This window comes from Hymenobacter sp. BT559 (genome assembly GCF_016427535.1).
In the GTDB taxonomy this organism is placed as follows: domain Bacteria; phylum Bacteroidota; class Bacteroidia; order Cytophagales; family Hymenobacteraceae; genus Hymenobacter.
The window spans coordinates 106320-124211 of the sequence record NZ_JAELXV010000002.1 but is presented as its reverse complement, the minus strand read 5'-3'; the positions used below and the strand labels follow the sequence as shown (position 1 = coordinate 124211).

The following is a 17892-nucleotide window of genomic DNA, read 5'->3' as shown; positions in this document are numbered from 1 at the left end:
TGCGTATAAGAGGCCGCAAGTTACGCAAATGGTTGCAGATGCGCGGGCAAAACAAAAGGCGAGCCGCCGAAGCAGCTCGCCCATACTACTTGAGTAGGCCCTTATTACGCTTGTAAGGCGGTGGGCAGTTGATTTTATAGAACGTGTACGATACGCTGATACCGTTGTAGTAGTACCAGTCTTTATCGTGCGGGTTCACTAGCAGGGGGTCTTGGTCGCCTAGGTGGTCGAGCTGGTCGCTAAAAGTTTTACGCGCCCCTATTTCGACCCCTAGGTTCCAGCGGGGCGATAGAGCTACTTTTATACCAGCGCCAGCTGGAATAGCCACGCTGAATTGCCCCCCCTTGCGGTTGAAGTCAGGCTGCAAGGCCTGGTTTTCGCTTTCGGTAGTGGTATGAGCGAAGTAAGGTGCCAGCCCTATAAACAGGTAGGGACTCAGATGAATCCGGCTGTGGTCGTCCCGGTCGTGGTAGTCCAGAAAATTATACTCCACTACCCCCGAAAGCTCCACTACCGTGCCACGCATGCTGGCCTGGCGGTAGCTCTGCAGCGGCGGTACACCGCCATTCACACCCTCTACATTGCTGTCGCGGGCCCGCAACCCACCTACCGTAAGGCCGCCCCGCAGGGTAATAGGCGCTGAGATATCGCGGCGGTAGAAGACTGTGAGGGCCGGCCTGTTGTTTTGGAACTGGTACTGCGGCGATACCTCGCCTTTGTAATTGGTGCCGCCTAGGCCGATGCCCAGCTCACTTGTGCTCTGGGCCCACGCCGAGGCGGCCCCTAAAAACGAACTCCCCGCTAGCACCAGGCCAGCGAGGAGTACGGATGAAAACCAGGTCTTGGGCATTCAGCAAAGATAAGAGCTCGGCTGGCAGTGGCTGCCTAGCGGAACTTGGGGTTTTTGATGCGGGGCGTCAGGATGTAGTTCAGCGAGAAGCCAGACACAGTGTACCAGTCGTTGTGGCCTTCGCCACGCTTGGCACCAGGTACAAAACCACCTGCTACACCCGTGCTCGTGTTAGTAATGCCTTTACCACCGGCACCACCAGCATAGCCGCCAAAATATTGCGCTTCAGCGCTTTTGCTCGACAGGTCAGCGTAGTTAGTGCTCACGTCGTCTAGGTAGCCGGTGAATGTTTTGCGCAGGCCAATCTCAAACGAAGCGTCTAGGTTACGGTTGATGCGGTAGCGCACGCCTGCCCCAAACGGAATCGCAAAGCTCACCTTGCTGTAGTCCTTACCCTCGGTCTGGAGCGGCTGCAGCGCTACGTAATTGCCGTTCTGGTCTTTGCCCTTAGGGTTGTGGTAGAAGCCAGCTACCCCAGCAAACAGGTAGGGTACGAAGTCAGGGCGCTTGAGGTAATTATTACGGTTTTCGATGAGGTCGACAATCATCACAGCCGAGGCTTCTGCGATGTCGTTACGAAAATTCATATTTCTAGTATAACGATACCGGGCATTGTTATCGTCGCGGTTAGCGTTATCACCATCTTCAGCTGTGATACGGCCGTAGGCCAACCCGAAGCGGCCTGACACCCGCGGGAAGAAGCGGTGGGTGATAGAAATACCTAGGTTGGGCCGAGTATCAGCGAACTTGAACGATGCAAAGTTGGTGTTCGGGTTCAAGTCCCCGAAGTAGTTCATTGCATTCAGATTCACTCCAATAGAAGTGTACTGCTTGCGCTTACTAAACTGTTGTGCATCTGCCTGCTGCGTCGAGCCGAGCAGGGCAAGCCCCGCTAATAGGGCTGTTGAGTAGGTGAAAAACTTGGTCATAAGGCGCAGGTAGAACTAAACAATTCGAGAAAAATCAGTTTCGATAGCTGTTGGACGGGGGTTACAATGAAGACAAAAGTACGCAATGACAGGAACTAAAAAAATTTATAGTGCGTTTTTTGCGACCTCGCTCCTATTTGGTAGTCAGAGCCGAACCGGGATTACGACGGTCTAAGCCCCAGCTGAGCTTATTGCGTAAGGTGCTGAGAAAATTGACGTGGTTAAGCTTCACTAAGCGGGCATTGAAGGTTTCGCGGCGTACGGCCATCTGCACAGTTGCCTCGATAGGCACCGAGCGCGAATCGAGCGCGAGCAAATAGCTGGTTCCACGGCCTTCTATTTCAAATGATATCACGCTTTGGTCAGATACTACGAGGGGCCTCACATTCAAATTGTGGGGGCATACGGGAGCAATAATAAAATTGTTGGTTTGAGGCAGCATTACAGGTCCCCCGCAGCTGAGCGAATAGCCAGTTGAGCCCGTAGGCGTGGAAACGATGAGGCCATCGGCCCAATAAGAATTCAGGTACTCGCCGTCAATGTACGTGTGGACGGCAATCATCGACGAGGTATCGCGCTTGAGAATGCTGAACTCGTTTAAGCCAAAGTTCAGATTCCCAAATACGTCGGGGTCAGTCTCTACCCGCAGCAGGCTGCGCTCTTCCAGCGTGAAATGGCCCCGGTATAGGGCATCGATGGCCTGCGGGATGTAGCTAGGCGGCGTGGGCGCTAAGAAGCCTAGGCGCCCGGTATTGATACCTAGGATGGGCAACTGCAGTGCCCCGACATACGTGACGGTGTCGAGCAGCGTGCCATCACCCCCGATGCTAATAACATATTGCACGCCGCGTAGCGAATCGCCGCGCCTAAAGGTGGTGCAGCCTTCGGGCAGTCGGGTACCCCGCTGCTCCAGGAAAGTGCGAAACGACTCTACCAGCAGCACCTGCGCCTGGCGGGCGGCCAGCTCATCAAATAGGGCCTGAATGAACGGTGCCGCGGCCTCATCGAAGGGCTTGCCAAGGATTGCAAATTTCATAACAAAAAGGTAACAATCGGCCCGGAAGTGCCGGCACTAGATAGGGAAAGCAGACCGGATGAAGAAACCCGTCTGGTGGTGCGCGGTGCGCGCCAGCTCAAAGCAAAACACGCGGTCGTAGTACGTCACTACGTGCAGACCCAGCCCTAGGGAGGCAAGTAAGTGCCCTGGCAGCTGGTTTGTAGCCGGCTCGGGCCGCCCCACGCTGCCGCTGGCCAGGCCCGCATCGGCGAAGATATTGAGATAGACGGCGAGCGGCAGGGTATTGACTTTGGGGTTGGCTACGAAGGGCAGACGCAGGGGCGGCGGGGCCCAGGCGCGAAAGCTAAGTCCTTGCTGCACTAGCCCGTAAGAGCGCCCATCAATGATGTAGGCGTCGTAGCCGCGTACCAGCGCATCGTAGCCAAGGGCCCGCGAGTCGGCGTAGGCGTAGCGCGAGGCGAGTAGGCGCGTTTGTCCCCATAAGCCGAGCGCGTAATAAAACTGGTGCCCTAGGCTAAAATATTGCGCGTAGCGCAGCCGCACCGTGGCAAAAGCCGGCGCCACGGCTGGCCCGCTAACCCCGCCCACAAACTGCCGGAAGCTAACCGCCGCCTGCATAAACCGCCCCGTAAGCGGATAGGCAAACGTGTTACGCTGGTTGTTGGTGGTTAGCAGACCAAACTCTAAGTATTCGCGCTGGGTACGACCTAGGAAATAGTCGGGGTTGAGGCGGTAGATGGAATCGCTGATGCTTTCGCGGTGGTAGGCCACATCGAGCGCCGTGATGAACTGCACCGTGTGGCGCAGCCGCAGCCCCCCCGATACGTAGAAGCGCTGAATGGGAAACGCGTCTTCCTCGGGCTGGGGCAAAGGCTTGGGCCGGTCGTAGTCAGTGATGTAGTCAAGGTTGCGGCTTTGGTAATATGAGATGCCAAAGCCCATGCCCACACGGCGACGGCGCCCAAAGCCTGGCACTTCGTAGAACAGCTCGTACTTGCGGTTGAAGCCGAGCTGCAGGTTGGCCACTAGCTGCTCAGCCCGCCCCCGGAAGTTGGTGTGCGTGAGATGTATCCCGTAGTCGAGACGCTGCCAGCGCTCGCGCCCCGAGCGGTCGAGCCAGCGCTTAAAATTGGGGTCAGCGAGGGAGAAGATGGGCGTCGGAATCACATACCAACGCTCCTGCACGCTGAATAGCAGCGTGAGTTGCCCCGAGCCACCGCAGGTAGCCTGCACTAGCACCGAATGAAAAATCTGGAGGTTGTAGAGGCGCCGACGATTGGCCTCCAGGCGGGCGGGCAAATCGACCAGCGTCAGCGTATCACCTTCGCGGATGTTAAGCTCGGCCCGCAGAATACGCTCCTTGGTTTTGCTGTTGCCTACAAACAGGATGGCGAAAACGCGGGCCCTAGGTCCTGCGTTGGGGCAGGTTCCTATCTGCACCAGGGTATCGGTGGGTACCACCACGGGTGGCAGTACAGGGGCGGGCTTGTCGTCTGCAAGCCGGCGCAAGCTGTCGGGCGCCGCGGGCAAGCCCACAACCTGACCTAGGGCCGGATGAATGGCACTTAAAAGCCCAGCCAGCGCAGCCAGTAGTAACCAGCAAAAACTAAAATGCGGCCGGGCCTGAGGGTTCACCTCGCAAAGTTAGACGCTGAGGTAGCGCAGTAGGGCGTCGAAGCGGTCCTGCTCGTCTTCGCTTACGGCAGCCGTGCCGCTAAATTGTGCCGACACCAAGTAGCCAAAGCGCTCGAGCGTGGCCGTGATACGGGCCATATTGTCGGTGTTCAAGCGTAGGGTCAGGCGAATACGGAAGGGGTCATGCTCATCGGTCACGACGTGGGCCGACAAGATTTTGGCATTGTTCTCCTCCACATAGCGGCTTATCTGCGATAGCGAATAGTCGCGCTCCTCCATCGTAAGCACCAAGATGCTACCCTGGCCGGCCGGGCCGGGCACGGGGCCGAAGGCGGCCAGCGCGTCGCTCACCGTTACAACACCAGCGTACTCCTGCTGTTCGTCGAGCACGGGCACCAGCTGAATGCGGTTTTGAATCGCCAGCTCCATCACCCGGTAAAAGTGCTGGTCGTGCTGCACGTGGGCATCGGCGTAGCGCAAGGGCAGCTCGGCCAGCTGGGTATCAGGATTTTCGTAGTCGGCTAAGTCATTGCCCGTAATGAGGCCACGGTAGTTTCGGCCCACCAGTACAGGTAGTTGGTTTACGTGAAATTCCTCCAGCCACCGGGCGGCCTTGGCCGTGGTGTCAGTGCTTTTGAGCGGCGGAATCATTTGATTGAGTAAGTCTTCGGCAAGCAGAGCAGACATGACGGCGCAGACTAAAAGGCGGAAAGGAAAGCCCCCTCTGAGAGTAGGACTAGAATACCCAGTGAAAGGTTGCCGAGGAAGGGCAAAAACCAAGCCGGCCCTCGGCGAGGTGGCGCTTTGTCAGGCCGAAACCGCCGTGGCGGCCGCCCAATCTGAAGGCGCTGATACTGAACGTTCGAGGAACTGCTTCAAGTATCGGTTAAATGCCAGTGGGCGCTCCATCATGGGGGCGTGGCCACAGTGGTCGAGAAAACCCAGCGTGGCCTGGGGCAGCAGTCGGGCAAAGTCGTGCGCGACGGACGGCGGCGTAATCGTGTCGTTCAGCCCCCACACCAGCAGCACGGGCACCGCTATGCGGTGCAGTTCGCGGGCTAGGTTGTGGCGTTGCGCCGAGCGCGCAATGCTAATCATGCGCAGACACTTGGCGTTGGAGTTAGTGACGGCAAACACTTCGTCGACCAGCTCGGCAGTGGCTATCGTGGGGTCGTAGAAGGTGTATCCCACCCGCTCGCGCACAAAGTTGTAGTCGCCGCGCTTCGGAAATGAGCCGCCCATGCCATCCTCAAACAAGCCACTACTGCCTGTGAGAATGAGCTGGCTTATGCGGCCGGGGTTGTGCAGCGTATACACCAGCGCGATGTGGCCACCTAGGGAATTGCCGAGCAGCGTGAAAGTGGGCGGCAGCGCTAGCTTTTCCACAAAGTTTTCCACATATGCCTGTAGGCCGGGCACCGTAGCTTGCAGCAGCGGCATGTCGTAGACGGGCAGCACCGGAATAACGACTCGGTAGCGGGGCGAAAATTCTTCTACCACCTGCTGCCAGTTGCTGAGCGCACCGAATAGCCCATGCAGCAGTAGCAACACCGGCCCTTGGCCTTCGTCGACGTACTCGAACCCGTGCTGATGCTGGCGGCGTAGCTCCACGTGCTTACTGACTACTGGGTGATAGATGCTGGCTCGCCTCGGCAAAGGGAGCGCTGGGCGCAATGTTACAACAGCGCATCCAATTGCGCAGCCACGCCAGGCCGTGCGTGGTGAGCAGCGCCTCGGGGTGAAACTGCACGCCGTAGAGCGGCAGCGTGGCGTGGCGCAGCGCCATAAGCTCGCGGTCGGCATCGGCCGTAACGGCCAGCGGATGCAGGCTAGGCGGTAAGGTACTGGCTTCTAACGCCAGCGAATGGTAGCGCGTGACCGGCTGCCGACGCGGCAAATCAGCCAGCCAGGGGTCTCTGCCCAGTAGCTCTATCTCGGATACCTTGCCGTGCATGGGCCGCGCCGCGCGCCGCAGCCGGGCCCCAAAAAACTCACCTAGGGCCTGCTGCCCCAAGCATACGCCCAGCATAGGCAGGCGCTGGTGATACTCAGCAATGACGGCCCACAGCTGCCCTGCCGCGGCGGGCTCGCCGGGCCCGGGCGACAACACGATGCCTTCAATAGCTAACTCGCGCAGCTGGGCCAGGGGCACATCATTGCGCCGCACCAGTACCTCGGCTCCCAACTGATGCAGGTAGTCGGCCAGGGTGTAGGTAAAGGAATCGAAGTTGTCAAGCAGCAGAAGGGCCATGAAGAGAGTAAACAGCCATACCCCCGGCAGTTGTTCGCGGCGGGCACCTAGGGCTGGGTTACATAGCCGCCTTGAGCCGCGCCAGCAGGTTATGGGCAAAGGGCAGGGCATAGCCCGTGAGCTGCAACGCCAGCGGAGTCGCCTTTTGTACCCACGGCAGCACCACCGAGCCCGCCGTGAGGCTGGGCGCCAGCAGGTGCACGCCCGCTAGTGAAGTGCCATGCAGTAGCAAGCTCAGACCAAGCAGCCACTTGAGGGCACCGGCTGCGCCCCCCAGCAGATGGTCAAGCACGCCGAGCGGCGTGAGGTGCACGGCGGTCTTCACTAGCCCGCCCAACAGGTGCACACCCCACATGATGCCCACCAGCACCAACAAAAATGACACCAGTGGCAGCAGCCCAAATACCTCACCTAGGTAAGACCGCACCACTGGCACAGCCGCGCTCAGCAAGCTAAGCCCGCCCACCACGCCTAGCACAAAGGCCAGCAGCGACACGGCCTCCAACACCAGCCCGCGCCGGTAGCCCTTCACGGTACCCACGGCTAGGGGCAGCAACAGCAACAGGTCGAGCGGCGTCAATTCTTTATTGGTTAGTTGTTAATGGTTAATTGCTAATGAGCTGCTTAAATAGCTTTACATCAACAATTAACCATTAATCCTTACTTAGAAATCAGTGTTATTCAGCAGCATGTTCACTACGTCCGAGATGCGCTTGCCATCGGCTTTGCCGCTAAGCTCGCGGGCGGCTACGCCCATTACCTTGCCTAGGTCGGAAGGACCTTTGGCCCCTACGCGCTGAATAATGCCGACCAACGTTTCGACCAGCTCGCCCTCGGAAAGCTGCTGCGGCAAAAACTCTTCGATGATGGCCAGCTCGGCAAGCTCAGTTTCTTCAAGGTCAGAGCGAAACTGCTCTTTGTAGGTAGCGGCCGACTCGCGACGCTGCTTGGCAGCTTTGTTAAGCAGCTTTAGCTCTTGGTCGGTACTGAGGCCCGTAGCGCTGGCACCTTCGGCCGTTTCGGCCAGCAAAATCTGCGATTTGATAGAGCGCAGCGCCGTGAGGCGCACTTTATCCTTAGCCAGCATAGCTTGCTTGATGCCGGCGTCGATGGTTTCTTTAAGAGCCATTGAAAGAGGGGGAGAATGAGATAGAACTGACTTGTGCGCAGCGAAAGGCTTAAACCAGCAGGGCACGGACCAGTTGCGTAGTACGCCACTAGCAGCCCTAGGCTGCTGCCCTGCTGCCACCCGGCAAATGTACCTTGCACCGCCCGCCCACGCAGCGGGCTCACCCATCATCCCGTTCCCTAGCCAGCCTGCGCAGCGGGCGCATCCGTTAAATCCGACAAATCCGTTTGAATCTGTGGTCAAGCTAAGCGTTAACATCAACAAAATTGCCACCTTGCGCAATGCCCGCGGGCTGCATGCCCGCCCCGACCTGCTGCAAGCCGCCCGCGACATCGAGCGCTTCGGGGCCGAAGGCATTACGGTACACCCCCGCCCCGACGAGCGCCACATTCGCTACGACGACGTGCGCAACCTCAAAAGCATCGTCACTACCGAGCTGAACGTGGAGGGCAACCCTACCCCCGATTTCCTGGCCCTGTGCCGCGAAGTACGGCCCGAGCAAGTGACCCTAGTGCCCGACGCCCCCGATGCCATTACATCCAATGCCGGCTGGAATGTGGTGCAGCATCAAGGCTACCTGCGCGATGTGGTGGCCGAACTTAAAAGCCTCGGCGCCCGCGTCAGCATCTTCCTCGACCCCGACCCGGCGCTGATTGAGGCTGCCGCCAGCACCGGCACCGACCGCATCGAGCTCTACACCGAAGCCTACGCCCGGCACTACGCCCAGGACCGCGCTGCCGCCGTGCTCCCCTACCGCGAAACCGCGAAGGCTGCCGTAGCCGCTGGCCTAGGCCTTAACGCCGGCCACGACCTGGACCTCGAAAACCTGGCCTACCTAGCTCAGGAGCTGCCCGGCCTGCAGGAAGTTAGCATCGGGCACGCCCTCGTAGCCGATGCCCTATACCTAGGGCTCGAAAACACTGTGCAGCTGTATAAGCGCCAGCTAAAGTTTTAGCGGCACCTAGGAAGCTGCTTTGCGCTAGGCCTTCAGCTGCTGAGCAGCTAACCAACAAGTCGTAAGCCAGCACCTTCGGCACGCGGTTCTGCTTAGCAGGACCGCGTGCTTGTGTTAAGGCTCGGCCTAGGCAGCGCGCCAAGCTAAATTAGCTGAAAAGAGAAGGCCAGTAAGTGCGCGCGCCGGTTATAGCTCGCCCTATATTTGCCTGTTTCTTATTCCCTTTCAATAGCTTTTTTATCTAGTGTCTTTTACTTTTAAGCCGGGCGCTACGCTGGCTGCGTTAGCTATCTTAGCCACACTGGCTGCCTGTCAAAACCGCGCTGGCCAAGGCGAAACTGCCACTGGACAGCCAACCGACTCCTCCACTATCTCAACGGCCCCTGCCGATACCATCAAGCTCAAGCGCCTGGCTTTGCAGCGCGACTCGCTCAAGGCCGACAGCATTGCCCGCAAAAATGGCCAGTTGCCGGGCGCCTTGCTCCCGGGCCACCGCATAGTAGCTTTCTACGGCAACATCCGGTCGAAGGGCATGGGCATCCTGGGCCGCGAGCCGAAGGCGCAGATGATGGCTAAATTTGACAAAGTGCTGAAAGAATGGCAAGATGCCGACCCTAGCTTGCCGGTGATGCCCGCGCTACACAGCGTCACTATCACGGCGCAGGGCGCGGCCGGTGCCGACGGCAAGTACCGCCTGATGAACTCGGCGGCCACCATTGCTGAAACCCGCGCCTGGGCTAAGGAGAAGAACGCCATCTTATTTCTGGACGTGCAAGTGGGGCTGAGCGACCTAGAACACGAGCTACCTAAACTCACCGAGTATCTCAAAGACCCCACCATCCACCTAGGCATCGACCCGGAGTTTGCCATGGTGACCAAGAAGGTGCGGCCCGGCAAAAAAATCGGAACCTACGATGCGAAGGATGTCAACTACGCCATCAATTTCCTGGCGCGCATCGTGAGCGAGAACCACTTGCCGCCTAAGATTTTGATGGTGCACCGCTTTACCAAGGGCATGCTCACCAACTACAAAAACATCAAGCTCGACCCGCGGGTGCAAATAATTATGGACATGGATGGCTGGGGCGACCCTGTCCTGAAAAAGGACTCTTACAAAGCCTACATCCAGAAGGAGCCCGTGCAATACACTGGCTTCAAGCTCTTTTACGAGTACGACATCAAGCGCAAGCCCTACCACCTGATGACTCCTAAGGAAGTGCTAACGCAGCTGGACCCCGTGCCGCTCTATGTGCAGTACCAGTAAGTGCGCTATCCTCATACGCAAAAAGGCCTCCCAAATAGGGAGGCCTTTTTTATTGAATCACGCGAATAATTCACTACTAAACTAAGCCGACAATAAGTCGTTTTGTGCCCGCAGCACCTCACGGGCAATGGCTAAGTTGGTATCGCGCGAGTTCACTACCAAGTAGATAAACTTCTTGCTATCAGCAACCAGCTTGATAAGGTGCAGCTGGTTGGTGAGGCTAATGAGGATATCGTCGATGATTTCGCCTTGCAGCTTGAGGGCGTTCATTGCCTTCAGCTTCTGCTTTACCACCTCGGTGTTGTAAGCGGCGGCCGTTTCGGGGTTGATATCCGAGTTAGAGTGCGAAGCCAGGCTCATGCCCGAGCTGATGTCCACGATAGCCACAGCCATCAGGCCCGGCAGGTCATCTATGATGTTTTGAACGGCTTTGCCGGCGGGAGTAGATGCAGAATATGCCATGAAATAGGGTAACTTAAAAAAGAAAGAAAAATTAAAAAATAAATCTACAAATCAGCATAACTCACTGATTTTTAAGATAATATTACAAAACCCCTAGGTACCCTCTATCGCTATATTGCGCAGCACGGCGCGGGCAAGGGCCAGGTTAGTATCCTGGGTGCGCACGGCTAGGTACAGCAGCCAGTTGGAGGCTGGCAGTACGCGCAGCAAATGCAACTGTCGGCGCAGCGTAATAAGGATGTCTTCTAGTAGTTCTTCGGGCCCCAACTGCAGCGCTTCGATGACGAGGCGGGTTTGCTTCACTATTTCGGCGTGGGCGGCTGCCACCTCCACGGCCCCACCGCTGTGGCCAGCCCACTGCCCGGCCAAGATGTGCCCGCTGGCGCCATCCACAATGGCCACCGTCATAAAATCGGGTAGCTCCTGCACCACGCGGCGCACTAGGGCTTCGGCCTGTGCCCGCGCTTCGCCGCTGGTAGGCTCGGGAGCTGCTGGGGTAGCCGCTGCTATTAGCACTGCCAGTGCAGGGTCGTCGGCCGCTGCGGCAGTTGCTGCCTCGGCGGGCGCGGGAGTCGCCTCAGCCACCAAGGCATTAGGCTGAGGAGCCTCGGCCTGACTGCGTTTAAGAAAAGATAAATTAGAAAAAAGCCCCATAGCATAGTTAGCGGCAGCCAAGCAGGCGGCAGCGCTGCCCCACGGCTACCTAATAGAAGAATGACTAATTATTTTGTCTACAACCTGCTCATCTTCAAGCTTATGCCCTGCAGCATGGCTTGTTTTTCGGGCGAGTCGTTGTCGGTGGGCAGCTCGGTTGAAAGCATGCCCTGCGCCTGCAACCGGCTGGCACTGATGCCTTGCTTCACTAGCTCATCGACGGCGGCAGTGGCCCGCTGCAGCCCTAGGCGCATGGCTTGGGCCTCTTGGTTATTGGCGTGGCCCACCACTACCATGTGCGCCTTCGGAAAGGTCTTGAGGATGCTGGCTACGCTGCCAAGTTGCTGGGCGCCTTCGGCCCCAAGGCGGGCCTGGCCCATGTCAAATGTTAGGCGGTCGAGCACGATATCACTGGGCCGGGGCAGGCTGGGCTTAGACAGCCGCTTGTAGAGCAGGCTTTCGGTCGAGTTGATGCCCACCGTAAGGGTAGCCCGGTTAATGAGCTTCACGATGAGCGGCTGGCCTTCCCCTTTGGGATAGCGCCCTATAGCCGCATTAAACTTGCCGCCTATCTGGCGGGCCAGGGCAGCGTTGCCCACTGTGTCGCGCAGTACAGCACCAGCGGCGGCTGGGCGAGCCACTGCGGCAGGTGCCGCCACTAGGGGTGCCACAGCTACGGGGGCTGCTACCTCAGGGGTGGCTGGTGCCGCGGCTACGGGCTCAGTAGAGGGCTCGCTGGCCGGCGTCGCGGCCGGGGTAGTAGAGGCGGCCACTTCCGTAGCTGGGGCTTCTTGCTGCGCATTGGCGGGCGTGCCGAGCAGGAAGTAACCACCGGCCAAGGCCACCATTACAAGGGTACCGACTACTGACATTAGTTTCACCTTTTTGCCGCCACCCGCTGCGGGTGCAGCAGCTGGCAAGGGCCGGCTGGCGGCTGCTGCGGCTTTAGGCTTGGCAGGGCTAGGGGCCGAAGCCGACTGGCTAGCCTCAGCCTCTACGAGCGTAGCCTGCTCACTTAGCCACTTGCTGAGCGCAGTGGGGTCTAGGTCAGCTTCGTGGGCGTGCTCACCTAGTGCTGCCAAGGTCATGATAGTCAAGAACCCAAGCAGCGTAACAGCCTGGGCAGGCTGCGCCGTAGCCTCGGTGAGAGAGCTCACCTGAGCTGGGCCCAATATCTTTTGGGTGAGGTAGCGGCGCCGGTCGGGCCAGCCAATATCGGTACGCAGCAGCTCGTCTTTGTCAGTGAGCAGGCGGCTCAAAAACAGCTGGCGGCACATATCCCAGCGAGCATCGGCTTCGCTGGCATCGATAGGCGCGGCTAACTGGCGCACCAGAGCTGGCAGGGCCAACTGGCAGTAGGCCTCAGTGGCAGCCTGCGGCATAGCAGAGGCTTGCGCCAACTGTGCCAGCAAGTCATTGCTTAAATACTGCTTAACAATACTATCTAATCGCATATACCTCGAAAGGCTAGTAAGTAATTTCTGCTTGCTGGTGCTTGGCAGGGTGCCCTGCGCTCTCTAAATTCAGTAAATGCGATGGCTTTATTTTATAAATACACTTTGATAGCTAACTCCGCACGCTATCAAATGATAAGCCACTACTCTTTATTGGCGATACACTTTTGGTCTTAATCCAATAGTACCAGCAAAGTCATTAATAATTATCTTATTACAGTGACCTTGCTGTTAAAAGTACAAATCTAGCTACTGCAAAATAAAGAAGCTAGCGTTTTGCAGCAAACCTATTACAAGACTAGGCGAACGATTTCAAAACGATGCTGAATAGCCCCATAAGCTATTTGTACGCTTTAGCGCATAAAAAATCCCTTCGCCCGCAGCATTAGCGAGCGAAGGGATTTAGTATTATCCGATATTATAATAATACCATTTGGCTCCTATCAGAAATCAATGCAACTCATTAGTGTGCGGCATTGAGGTCGATGGCCTCGCCAGGCTTGGGGCGCTTCACAAGAATGATGAGCGGCACGCAGGCCAGGAAGAAATACCCTAGGGCATAGAAAATCTGGGTGTAAGTGATAAGCGACACCTGCTTCATCAGGGTGCCGTCGAGGGCAGCGTAAGCCGCCTGCTTGGCTTGGTCGAGCGAGAGGCCTTTGTTGATGAAGCTCTGCGTGAAAGCCTGTACCCGCTGGGCCGTTTCGGGATTATACAGCGAGATGTTGGGGAGCAGCGCCACGCGGTTGTTCTGGATACTGCGCTCGAGGTAGGTACCCACGATGGCCACCCCAAACGAACCACCGAGCTGGCGAATCATGCCGGTGAGGCCCGCAGCTTGGCCCGCATCGCGCCCTTGCAGGCCGGCCAGGCTCATGGTCGTAATGGGCATAAAAATGAGACCTAGGCCTACTCCCCGCGTAATGAGCGGCCAGAAGAAGTCGCTCTCGCCCGCGGTGGGTGAAATCTTGCTTCCCATCCAGAAGGTGAAGCCAAAGAAGATGGCAAAACCCACCGGCAGCATGGCCTTTTGAGGCACACCCGCCATGAGCATACGGCCTACAATGGGCATCATGAAGCCAGAAGCCAGGGCGCCCGGCAGCAGTAGGTAGCCGGTTTGCTCGGCCGAGAACCCTAGGATGCGCTGGGTGAAGATGGGAAACACAAACACAGAAGCGAACAACCCGAAGCCCAGCACGAATGACAAGAACGCTCCAACAGCCAGGTTGCGGCTCTTGGTCAGCACTCGCAAGTCTACGATAGGAGCTTTGGCCGTAAGCTCGCGCCACAAGAAGCCCACTACTCCAACCACGGCCAGGCCGGTGAATAGGCGAATGATTTCATCATCGAACCAGTCGTTGGTTTCGCCTTGCTCCAGCACGTATTGCATCGAGCCTACGCCCAAGATGAGGAAGCCGATGCCAGCCCAGTCAATCTCGCGCAACGGCCGCGGAATGGCATTTTTGATACGCTCAGGGTCGCGGATGAACAGCATGGTGAAAATGCTGGCCAAGATGCCCACTGGCACGTTCACGTAGAAAATCCAGGGCCAGTCGTAGTTCTCCACTATGTAGCCACCTAGGGTAGGGCCAATGGTGGGGCCAATAATCACGCCCATGCCAAACAGGGCCTGGCCCAGCGGCAGCTGCTTAGGCGGAAAGGTATCGACCAGAATAGCCTGTGAGGTAGCCATAAGCGCCCCACCCCCAACACCTTGTATAAATCGGAAGGCTACTAGCTCCCACAGGCTGGTGCTCTGTCCGCAGGCCATAGAGGCCAGGGTGAAGAGTATCACCGACACCAGGTAGTAGTTTTTGCGCCCAAACTGCTCGGCCAAAAAGCCGGTCATTGGGATTACGATTACGTTGGCGATAGCATAGGAGGCAATTACCCAGCTTACTTCCTGCTGCGTGGCCGAGAGGTTACCCATCATCTGGGTCAGGGCCACGTTCACGATACTGGTATCAATCAGCTCTAGCAGGCAGCAAAACACCACCGTCACAACGATAATCCACTTTCTAAATCCGGTTTCCATATTACTTATCAGTTGCTAGTTGTCAGTTGTCAGGTAGCGACGAGGCTGCCAGCTGCCGAGGACCTGGGAGGCCCTGGCAGCTGACAACGGTCAACTCACAACTACTTCACCTTCACAATGGCATTCACGCTCATGCCAGTGCGCAGGGGGTGCTCGGGGTCTTCTTTATTGAGCACGATTTTAACCGGTACGCGCTGCGTCACTTTCACGAAGTTGCCGGTCGAGTTGTCGGGGGGCAGCAAGGCAAAGCGGGCGCCCGTAGCGGCCGACAGCGACTCGATGTGGCCTTCAAAATCTTCGTTGGGGTAGGCGTCTACTTCCAATTTCACCGGCTGGCCCACTTTCATGTTCTCCAGCTGCGTTTCCTTGAAGTTGGCTACTACCCAGGTGCGGGCGCTGCTTACCAGGCCGATGAGCTGCTGGCCGGGGCTTACTACCTGGCCAGGCTGCACGCTCTTGCGGCTAACCACACCGTTGGCAGGCGCCACGATGGTGGTGTAGCTCAGCTGCAGCTTGGCATTGTCTAGGTCGGTTTGGCGCTGCTTCACTACGGCCTGCGCCACAGCTACTTGCTGCTGGGCTTGGGCTACCTGCTGCCGTGCGGCCGTTACCTGGTTGCGAGCTACGCTCACCTGGTCTTGGGCAGTGCTTTGCTGAGCGCTGGTAGATTTGAGGTTAGCGGCCACGGCGTCGTACTCACTCTGCGGAATGATATCCTGGTTACGGAGCTTGGTGCTGCGAGCCAAGTCTTGCTGCAAGCGAGCGCGAGTGGCCGCACTTACACCGATGGTAGTTTGGGCGGTACGCACGTTGGCTTGGGCGGTGCCCACCCCAGCCTGGGCCGAGCCTACCCCGGCGCGAGCAGCTGTTACCTGGGCCTGAGCGGCGAGCAATGCTGCCTGAGCGGCGTTCACACGCTGGATGTAGTCGGCTTGGTCAATGGTAACGAGTGTGTCACCCTTTTTCACCACTTGGTTGTCGTCAACATACACCTTCATGACGGGCCCCGATACGCGGGGCAGCACGGGGTACACGTCGCCTTCTACCTGGGCATCGTCGGTGCTTTCGTGGGCTTGGCCAAACTGGTAACGTGTCCAGCCAAAATAGCCGCCGACTAGCAGCACGACAGCCAGAATAATAAACACCAGCGGATTGCGCTTTTTGGGTTCTTCGAGCGGCTCGGCCACAGCGGTGGGAGGAGCGTCTTGGAGAGAGGATTGAGTAGCCATTTTTAACGAGGTATTGCTGGTTGGTACTTGACTTGCAAACAGAACTGCTGCCAGCACAGGTGGCGAAGCAGTCAACAATTGATTTTAAAAAACTATTCTCGAACGAGCATGGTGGGGCAGGGCGCTGTGCGCACTACCACTTCGGCCGTGTTGCCCATCAGAAAGCGACTGAGGCCCGTTTGGCCATGCGCCCCAATTACGATGAGGTCGGCGTGCTGGCGGCGGGCTTCGGCCACTATCTGGGGGGCCGCCTCGCCGCGCAGCGTGTAAGTACTCACGCGGCTGGCGCCAGCAGCCTCAGCTGCGGCCCGGTGCGCACTTAGCTCTGCCTCTACCCCAGTCGCAGCGGGAGTAGCTGGCTCCTGCACGTAGAGCAGCCGCAACTCGGCCCCGGTGCCCACGGCCAGCGCGGCGGCATAGGCCACCAGCGCCGCCGAGGCTGCCGAGAAGTCGAGTGGACAGAGGATGGTGGTGAGAGTCATACCTGATGAACAATTATCAATGAATAAGGAGCAGCTAGCGGACGAACCTTAAGCGAGACTGCTTATTGCTCATTGTTAATTAGTTTACTTCCAAATCTGCTCCCCAGTGGCGCGACGCAGCTGGTACTGACCTAGGGTGTAGTTGTACATGGCTTGGGCGCGAGCTAGGCGGGCCTGGGCCAGTTGGGTCTCGGCGTCGAGCACGTCGAGGTTTTGGCCTACTCCGTAGCGGTAGCGGCCTTGAGCACGGTTGAGCGCGTCGGTGGCTTGATTTACCTGCTGGATGGCGTTGTCGTAGCGAGATTGGCTAAACGTCATGTTATTGACGGCTTGGCGCACATCGGCCCGAATCTGCTCTTGCGTATCCTCCGTTTTAGATTGGGCGGCGCGGTAGTTAGCCGCCGCTTCGGTTTTCTTCTTGCGGTTCAGGCCACCATCATAGATGGGCACGCTCAGTTGCGCCACCCCTACCGTGTTGAAACGGATGCGCTGTAGTGCGTCGGCGGGCGCTACACCAGGAATCAGGTAGCCGTTTTTACCACCTGCCTGCACACCCACACCTAGCACGGGCAAGTTGCTGCGGTCAACGAGCTTGGCTTGCAGGTTAGCAGTGGTTTCAGCATCTTTGGCTAGCTTGGCCTCGGGGCGGTTTTCGGCAGCCTTGGTCAGCTCGGCGGTTAGGTCCACTGGCTGCGGGTCGTAGCTCAGGCGGCCTTTCACCGGAATGTCGGCCTGCTGCGGCTTGTGCAGCAGGCGAGCTAGCTGTACCTGTTGGTTGAGCAACTGGTTTTGCTGGTCGAGCTTCTGGTTTTGGGCCTGCGTGATGCGCACGTCGGTAGTCGTCACATCGAACTTGGTGCTCACACCCGCGTCTACGCGCTTCTGCATTTCGTTGCGGTGAGCCACCAGCGAGGCTATCTGCTGGTCTTGCACCCGAATACTTTCGCGGGCAAACAGGATATTGAAATACGTTTGCGCAGCGCTGAAGGCTAGGTCGCGGCGGGCCACCAATACATTGTCTTGCGCCGTTTGCACCTGCGAGCGCGACAAGTTGGTGTTGGCCGCACGCTTACCGAAGTCATACAGCTCGTACTGCGCCGTGATGTGTCCGTCGAAGTTATTGTTGGGCGCAAAAGCCAGCACATCGCCGCCCGGTGCCAACTGAACCTGCGATACCGGGTCGATGCGGGTGTACGTGGCAGTACCCGTAATCTGTGGTAAAAAGCCAGCTTGAGTTTGCGCAAGGCGGCTGCTGGCTGCATTTGCCAGTTCAGTAAGATTGGTAACGCCTGGGTTGGCATCGAGCACAGCCTGTACTGTCCCGCCAAGCGTAAGCGAGTCGCTAGCCAACCCAATGGCTTGGTTAGAGGCCGGAACGCTTGGCTGAGACTGAGCCAGCGCCGGTTGGGTCAGCAGTGCGCCGGCTAATGAGAGCCCCGCGAAGCCAACCAATTTATATCGTGATAACATAAGCCAAGTGGCGTAGTAGTGTTGCTCTCGACTTACCGAAAGTTGTGCCAATTGGTTATCGACGAGTTTTATATT

Annotated in this window: 18 protein-coding genes; 2 read left to right on the top strand and 16 right to left on the bottom strand. The window is 57.9% G+C overall.

Annotated features, from left to right (window positions below; translation table 11 throughout):
- Nucleotides 1-85: 85 nt before the first annotated feature.
- The 9 genes from porG to JAO77_RS07175 form a co-directional block, all read right to left on the bottom strand.
- Complete coding sequence (gene porG, locus JAO77_RS07215) at nucleotides 86-850, bottom strand: type IX secretion system protein PorG (protein WP_198989666.1); 765 nt, start codon at nucleotides 848-850, stop codon at nucleotides 86-88.
- Between the two features lie 35 nt (nucleotides 851-885).
- Nucleotides 886-1779 (bottom strand): DUF6089 family protein, encoded by an 894-nt coding sequence (locus tag JAO77_RS07210; RefSeq protein WP_198989665.1) that lies wholly within the window; start codon nucleotides 1777-1779, stop codon nucleotides 886-888.
- Between the two features lie 133 nt (nucleotides 1780-1912).
- On the bottom strand, nucleotides 1913-2815 hold the full coding sequence (locus JAO77_RS07205) for an NAD kinase (RefSeq protein ID WP_198989664.1): 903 nt from the start codon (nucleotides 2813-2815) through the stop codon (nucleotides 1913-1915).
- Nucleotides 2816-2851: 36 nt separating this feature from the next.
- Nucleotides 2852-4432 carry a POTRA domain-containing protein gene (locus tag JAO77_RS07200; RefSeq protein WP_198989663.1) on the bottom strand — a complete coding sequence of 527 codons (1581 nt, stop codon included), beginning with the start codon at nucleotides 4430-4432 and terminating at the stop codon, nucleotides 2852-2854.
- Between the two features lie 9 nt (nucleotides 4433-4441).
- Nucleotides 4442-5119: a CBS domain-containing protein gene (locus JAO77_RS07195; protein ID WP_144848141.1), complete on the bottom strand. Its 678-nt coding sequence runs from the start codon at nucleotides 5117-5119 to the stop codon at nucleotides 4442-4444.
- Nucleotides 5120-5239: 120 nt separating this feature from the next.
- Nucleotides 5240-6043: an alpha/beta fold hydrolase gene (locus JAO77_RS07190; protein ID WP_198989662.1), complete on the bottom strand. Its 804-nt coding sequence runs from the start codon at nucleotides 6041-6043 to the stop codon at nucleotides 5240-5242.
- A 4-nt stretch (nucleotides 6044-6047) separates the two neighbouring features.
- A complete protein-coding gene (locus JAO77_RS07185; protein WP_198989661.1) occupies nucleotides 6048-6683 on the bottom strand; it encodes an anthranilate synthase component II in 636 nt (211 codons plus the stop codon).
- A gap of 58 nt (nucleotides 6684-6741) precedes the next feature.
- Nucleotides 6742-7263 (bottom strand): CvpA family protein, encoded by a 522-nt coding sequence (locus JAO77_RS07180; RefSeq protein ID WP_198989660.1) that lies wholly within the window; start codon nucleotides 7261-7263, stop codon nucleotides 6742-6744.
- 84 nt (nucleotides 7264-7347) lie between these two features.
- Nucleotides 7348-7812 (bottom strand): GatB/YqeY domain-containing protein, encoded by a 465-nt coding sequence (locus tag JAO77_RS07175; protein WP_198989659.1) that lies wholly within the window; start codon nucleotides 7810-7812, stop codon nucleotides 7348-7350.
- Nucleotides 7813-8047: 235 nt separating this feature from the next.
- Here JAO77_RS07175 and JAO77_RS07170 point away from each other — a divergent pair, with 235 nt between their 5' ends.
- Together JAO77_RS07170 and JAO77_RS07165 are read left to right on the top strand one after the other, a co-directional pair.
- Nucleotides 8048-8767: a pyridoxine 5'-phosphate synthase gene (locus tag JAO77_RS07170; RefSeq protein ID WP_198990363.1), complete on the top strand. Its 720-nt coding sequence runs from the start codon at nucleotides 8048-8050 to the stop codon at nucleotides 8765-8767.
- A 244-nt stretch (nucleotides 8768-9011) separates the two neighbouring features.
- Nucleotides 9012-10031, top strand: coding sequence for a hypothetical protein (locus JAO77_RS07165; protein WP_198989658.1), 1020 nt, complete (start codon nucleotides 9012-9014; stop codon nucleotides 10029-10031).
- An 81-nt stretch (nucleotides 10032-10112) separates the two neighbouring features.
- Here the strand turns inward: JAO77_RS07165 and JAO77_RS07160 are convergent, their stop codons facing one another.
- From JAO77_RS07160 to JAO77_RS07130, 7 genes are all read right to left on the bottom strand, one after another.
- Complete coding sequence (locus tag JAO77_RS07160) at nucleotides 10113-10493, bottom strand: hypothetical protein (protein WP_198989657.1); 381 nt, start codon at nucleotides 10491-10493, stop codon at nucleotides 10113-10115.
- Nucleotides 10494-10586: 93 nt separating this feature from the next.
- Nucleotides 10587-11147: a hypothetical protein gene (locus JAO77_RS07155; RefSeq protein ID WP_198989656.1), complete on the bottom strand. Its 561-nt coding sequence runs from the start codon at nucleotides 11145-11147 to the stop codon at nucleotides 10587-10589.
- 77 nt (nucleotides 11148-11224) lie between these two features.
- Nucleotides 11225-12601, bottom strand: coding sequence for an OmpA family protein (locus tag JAO77_RS07150; RefSeq protein WP_198989655.1), 1377 nt, complete (start codon nucleotides 12599-12601; stop codon nucleotides 11225-11227).
- 463 nt (nucleotides 12602-13064) lie between these two features.
- Nucleotides 13065-14636 carry a DHA2 family efflux MFS transporter permease subunit gene (locus JAO77_RS07145; protein WP_198989654.1) on the bottom strand — a complete coding sequence of 524 codons (1572 nt, stop codon included), beginning with the start codon at nucleotides 14634-14636 and terminating at the stop codon, nucleotides 13065-13067.
- Nucleotides 14637-14737: 101 nt separating this feature from the next.
- Nucleotides 14738-15865: an HlyD family secretion protein gene (locus JAO77_RS07140; RefSeq protein ID WP_198989653.1), complete on the bottom strand. Its 1128-nt coding sequence runs from the start codon at nucleotides 15863-15865 to the stop codon at nucleotides 14738-14740.
- Between the two features lie 92 nt (nucleotides 15866-15957).
- The gene (locus JAO77_RS07135) at nucleotides 15958-16347 is read right to left on the bottom strand and encodes a universal stress protein (RefSeq protein ID WP_198989652.1); all 390 of its coding nucleotides are present in this window, start codon (nucleotides 16345-16347) and stop codon (nucleotides 15958-15960) included.
- A gap of 84 nt (nucleotides 16348-16431) precedes the next feature.
- Nucleotides 16432-17817, bottom strand: coding sequence for a TolC family protein (locus JAO77_RS07130; RefSeq protein WP_198989651.1), 1386 nt, complete (start codon nucleotides 17815-17817; stop codon nucleotides 16432-16434).
- Between the last annotated feature and the right edge of the window lie 75 nt (nucleotides 17818-17892).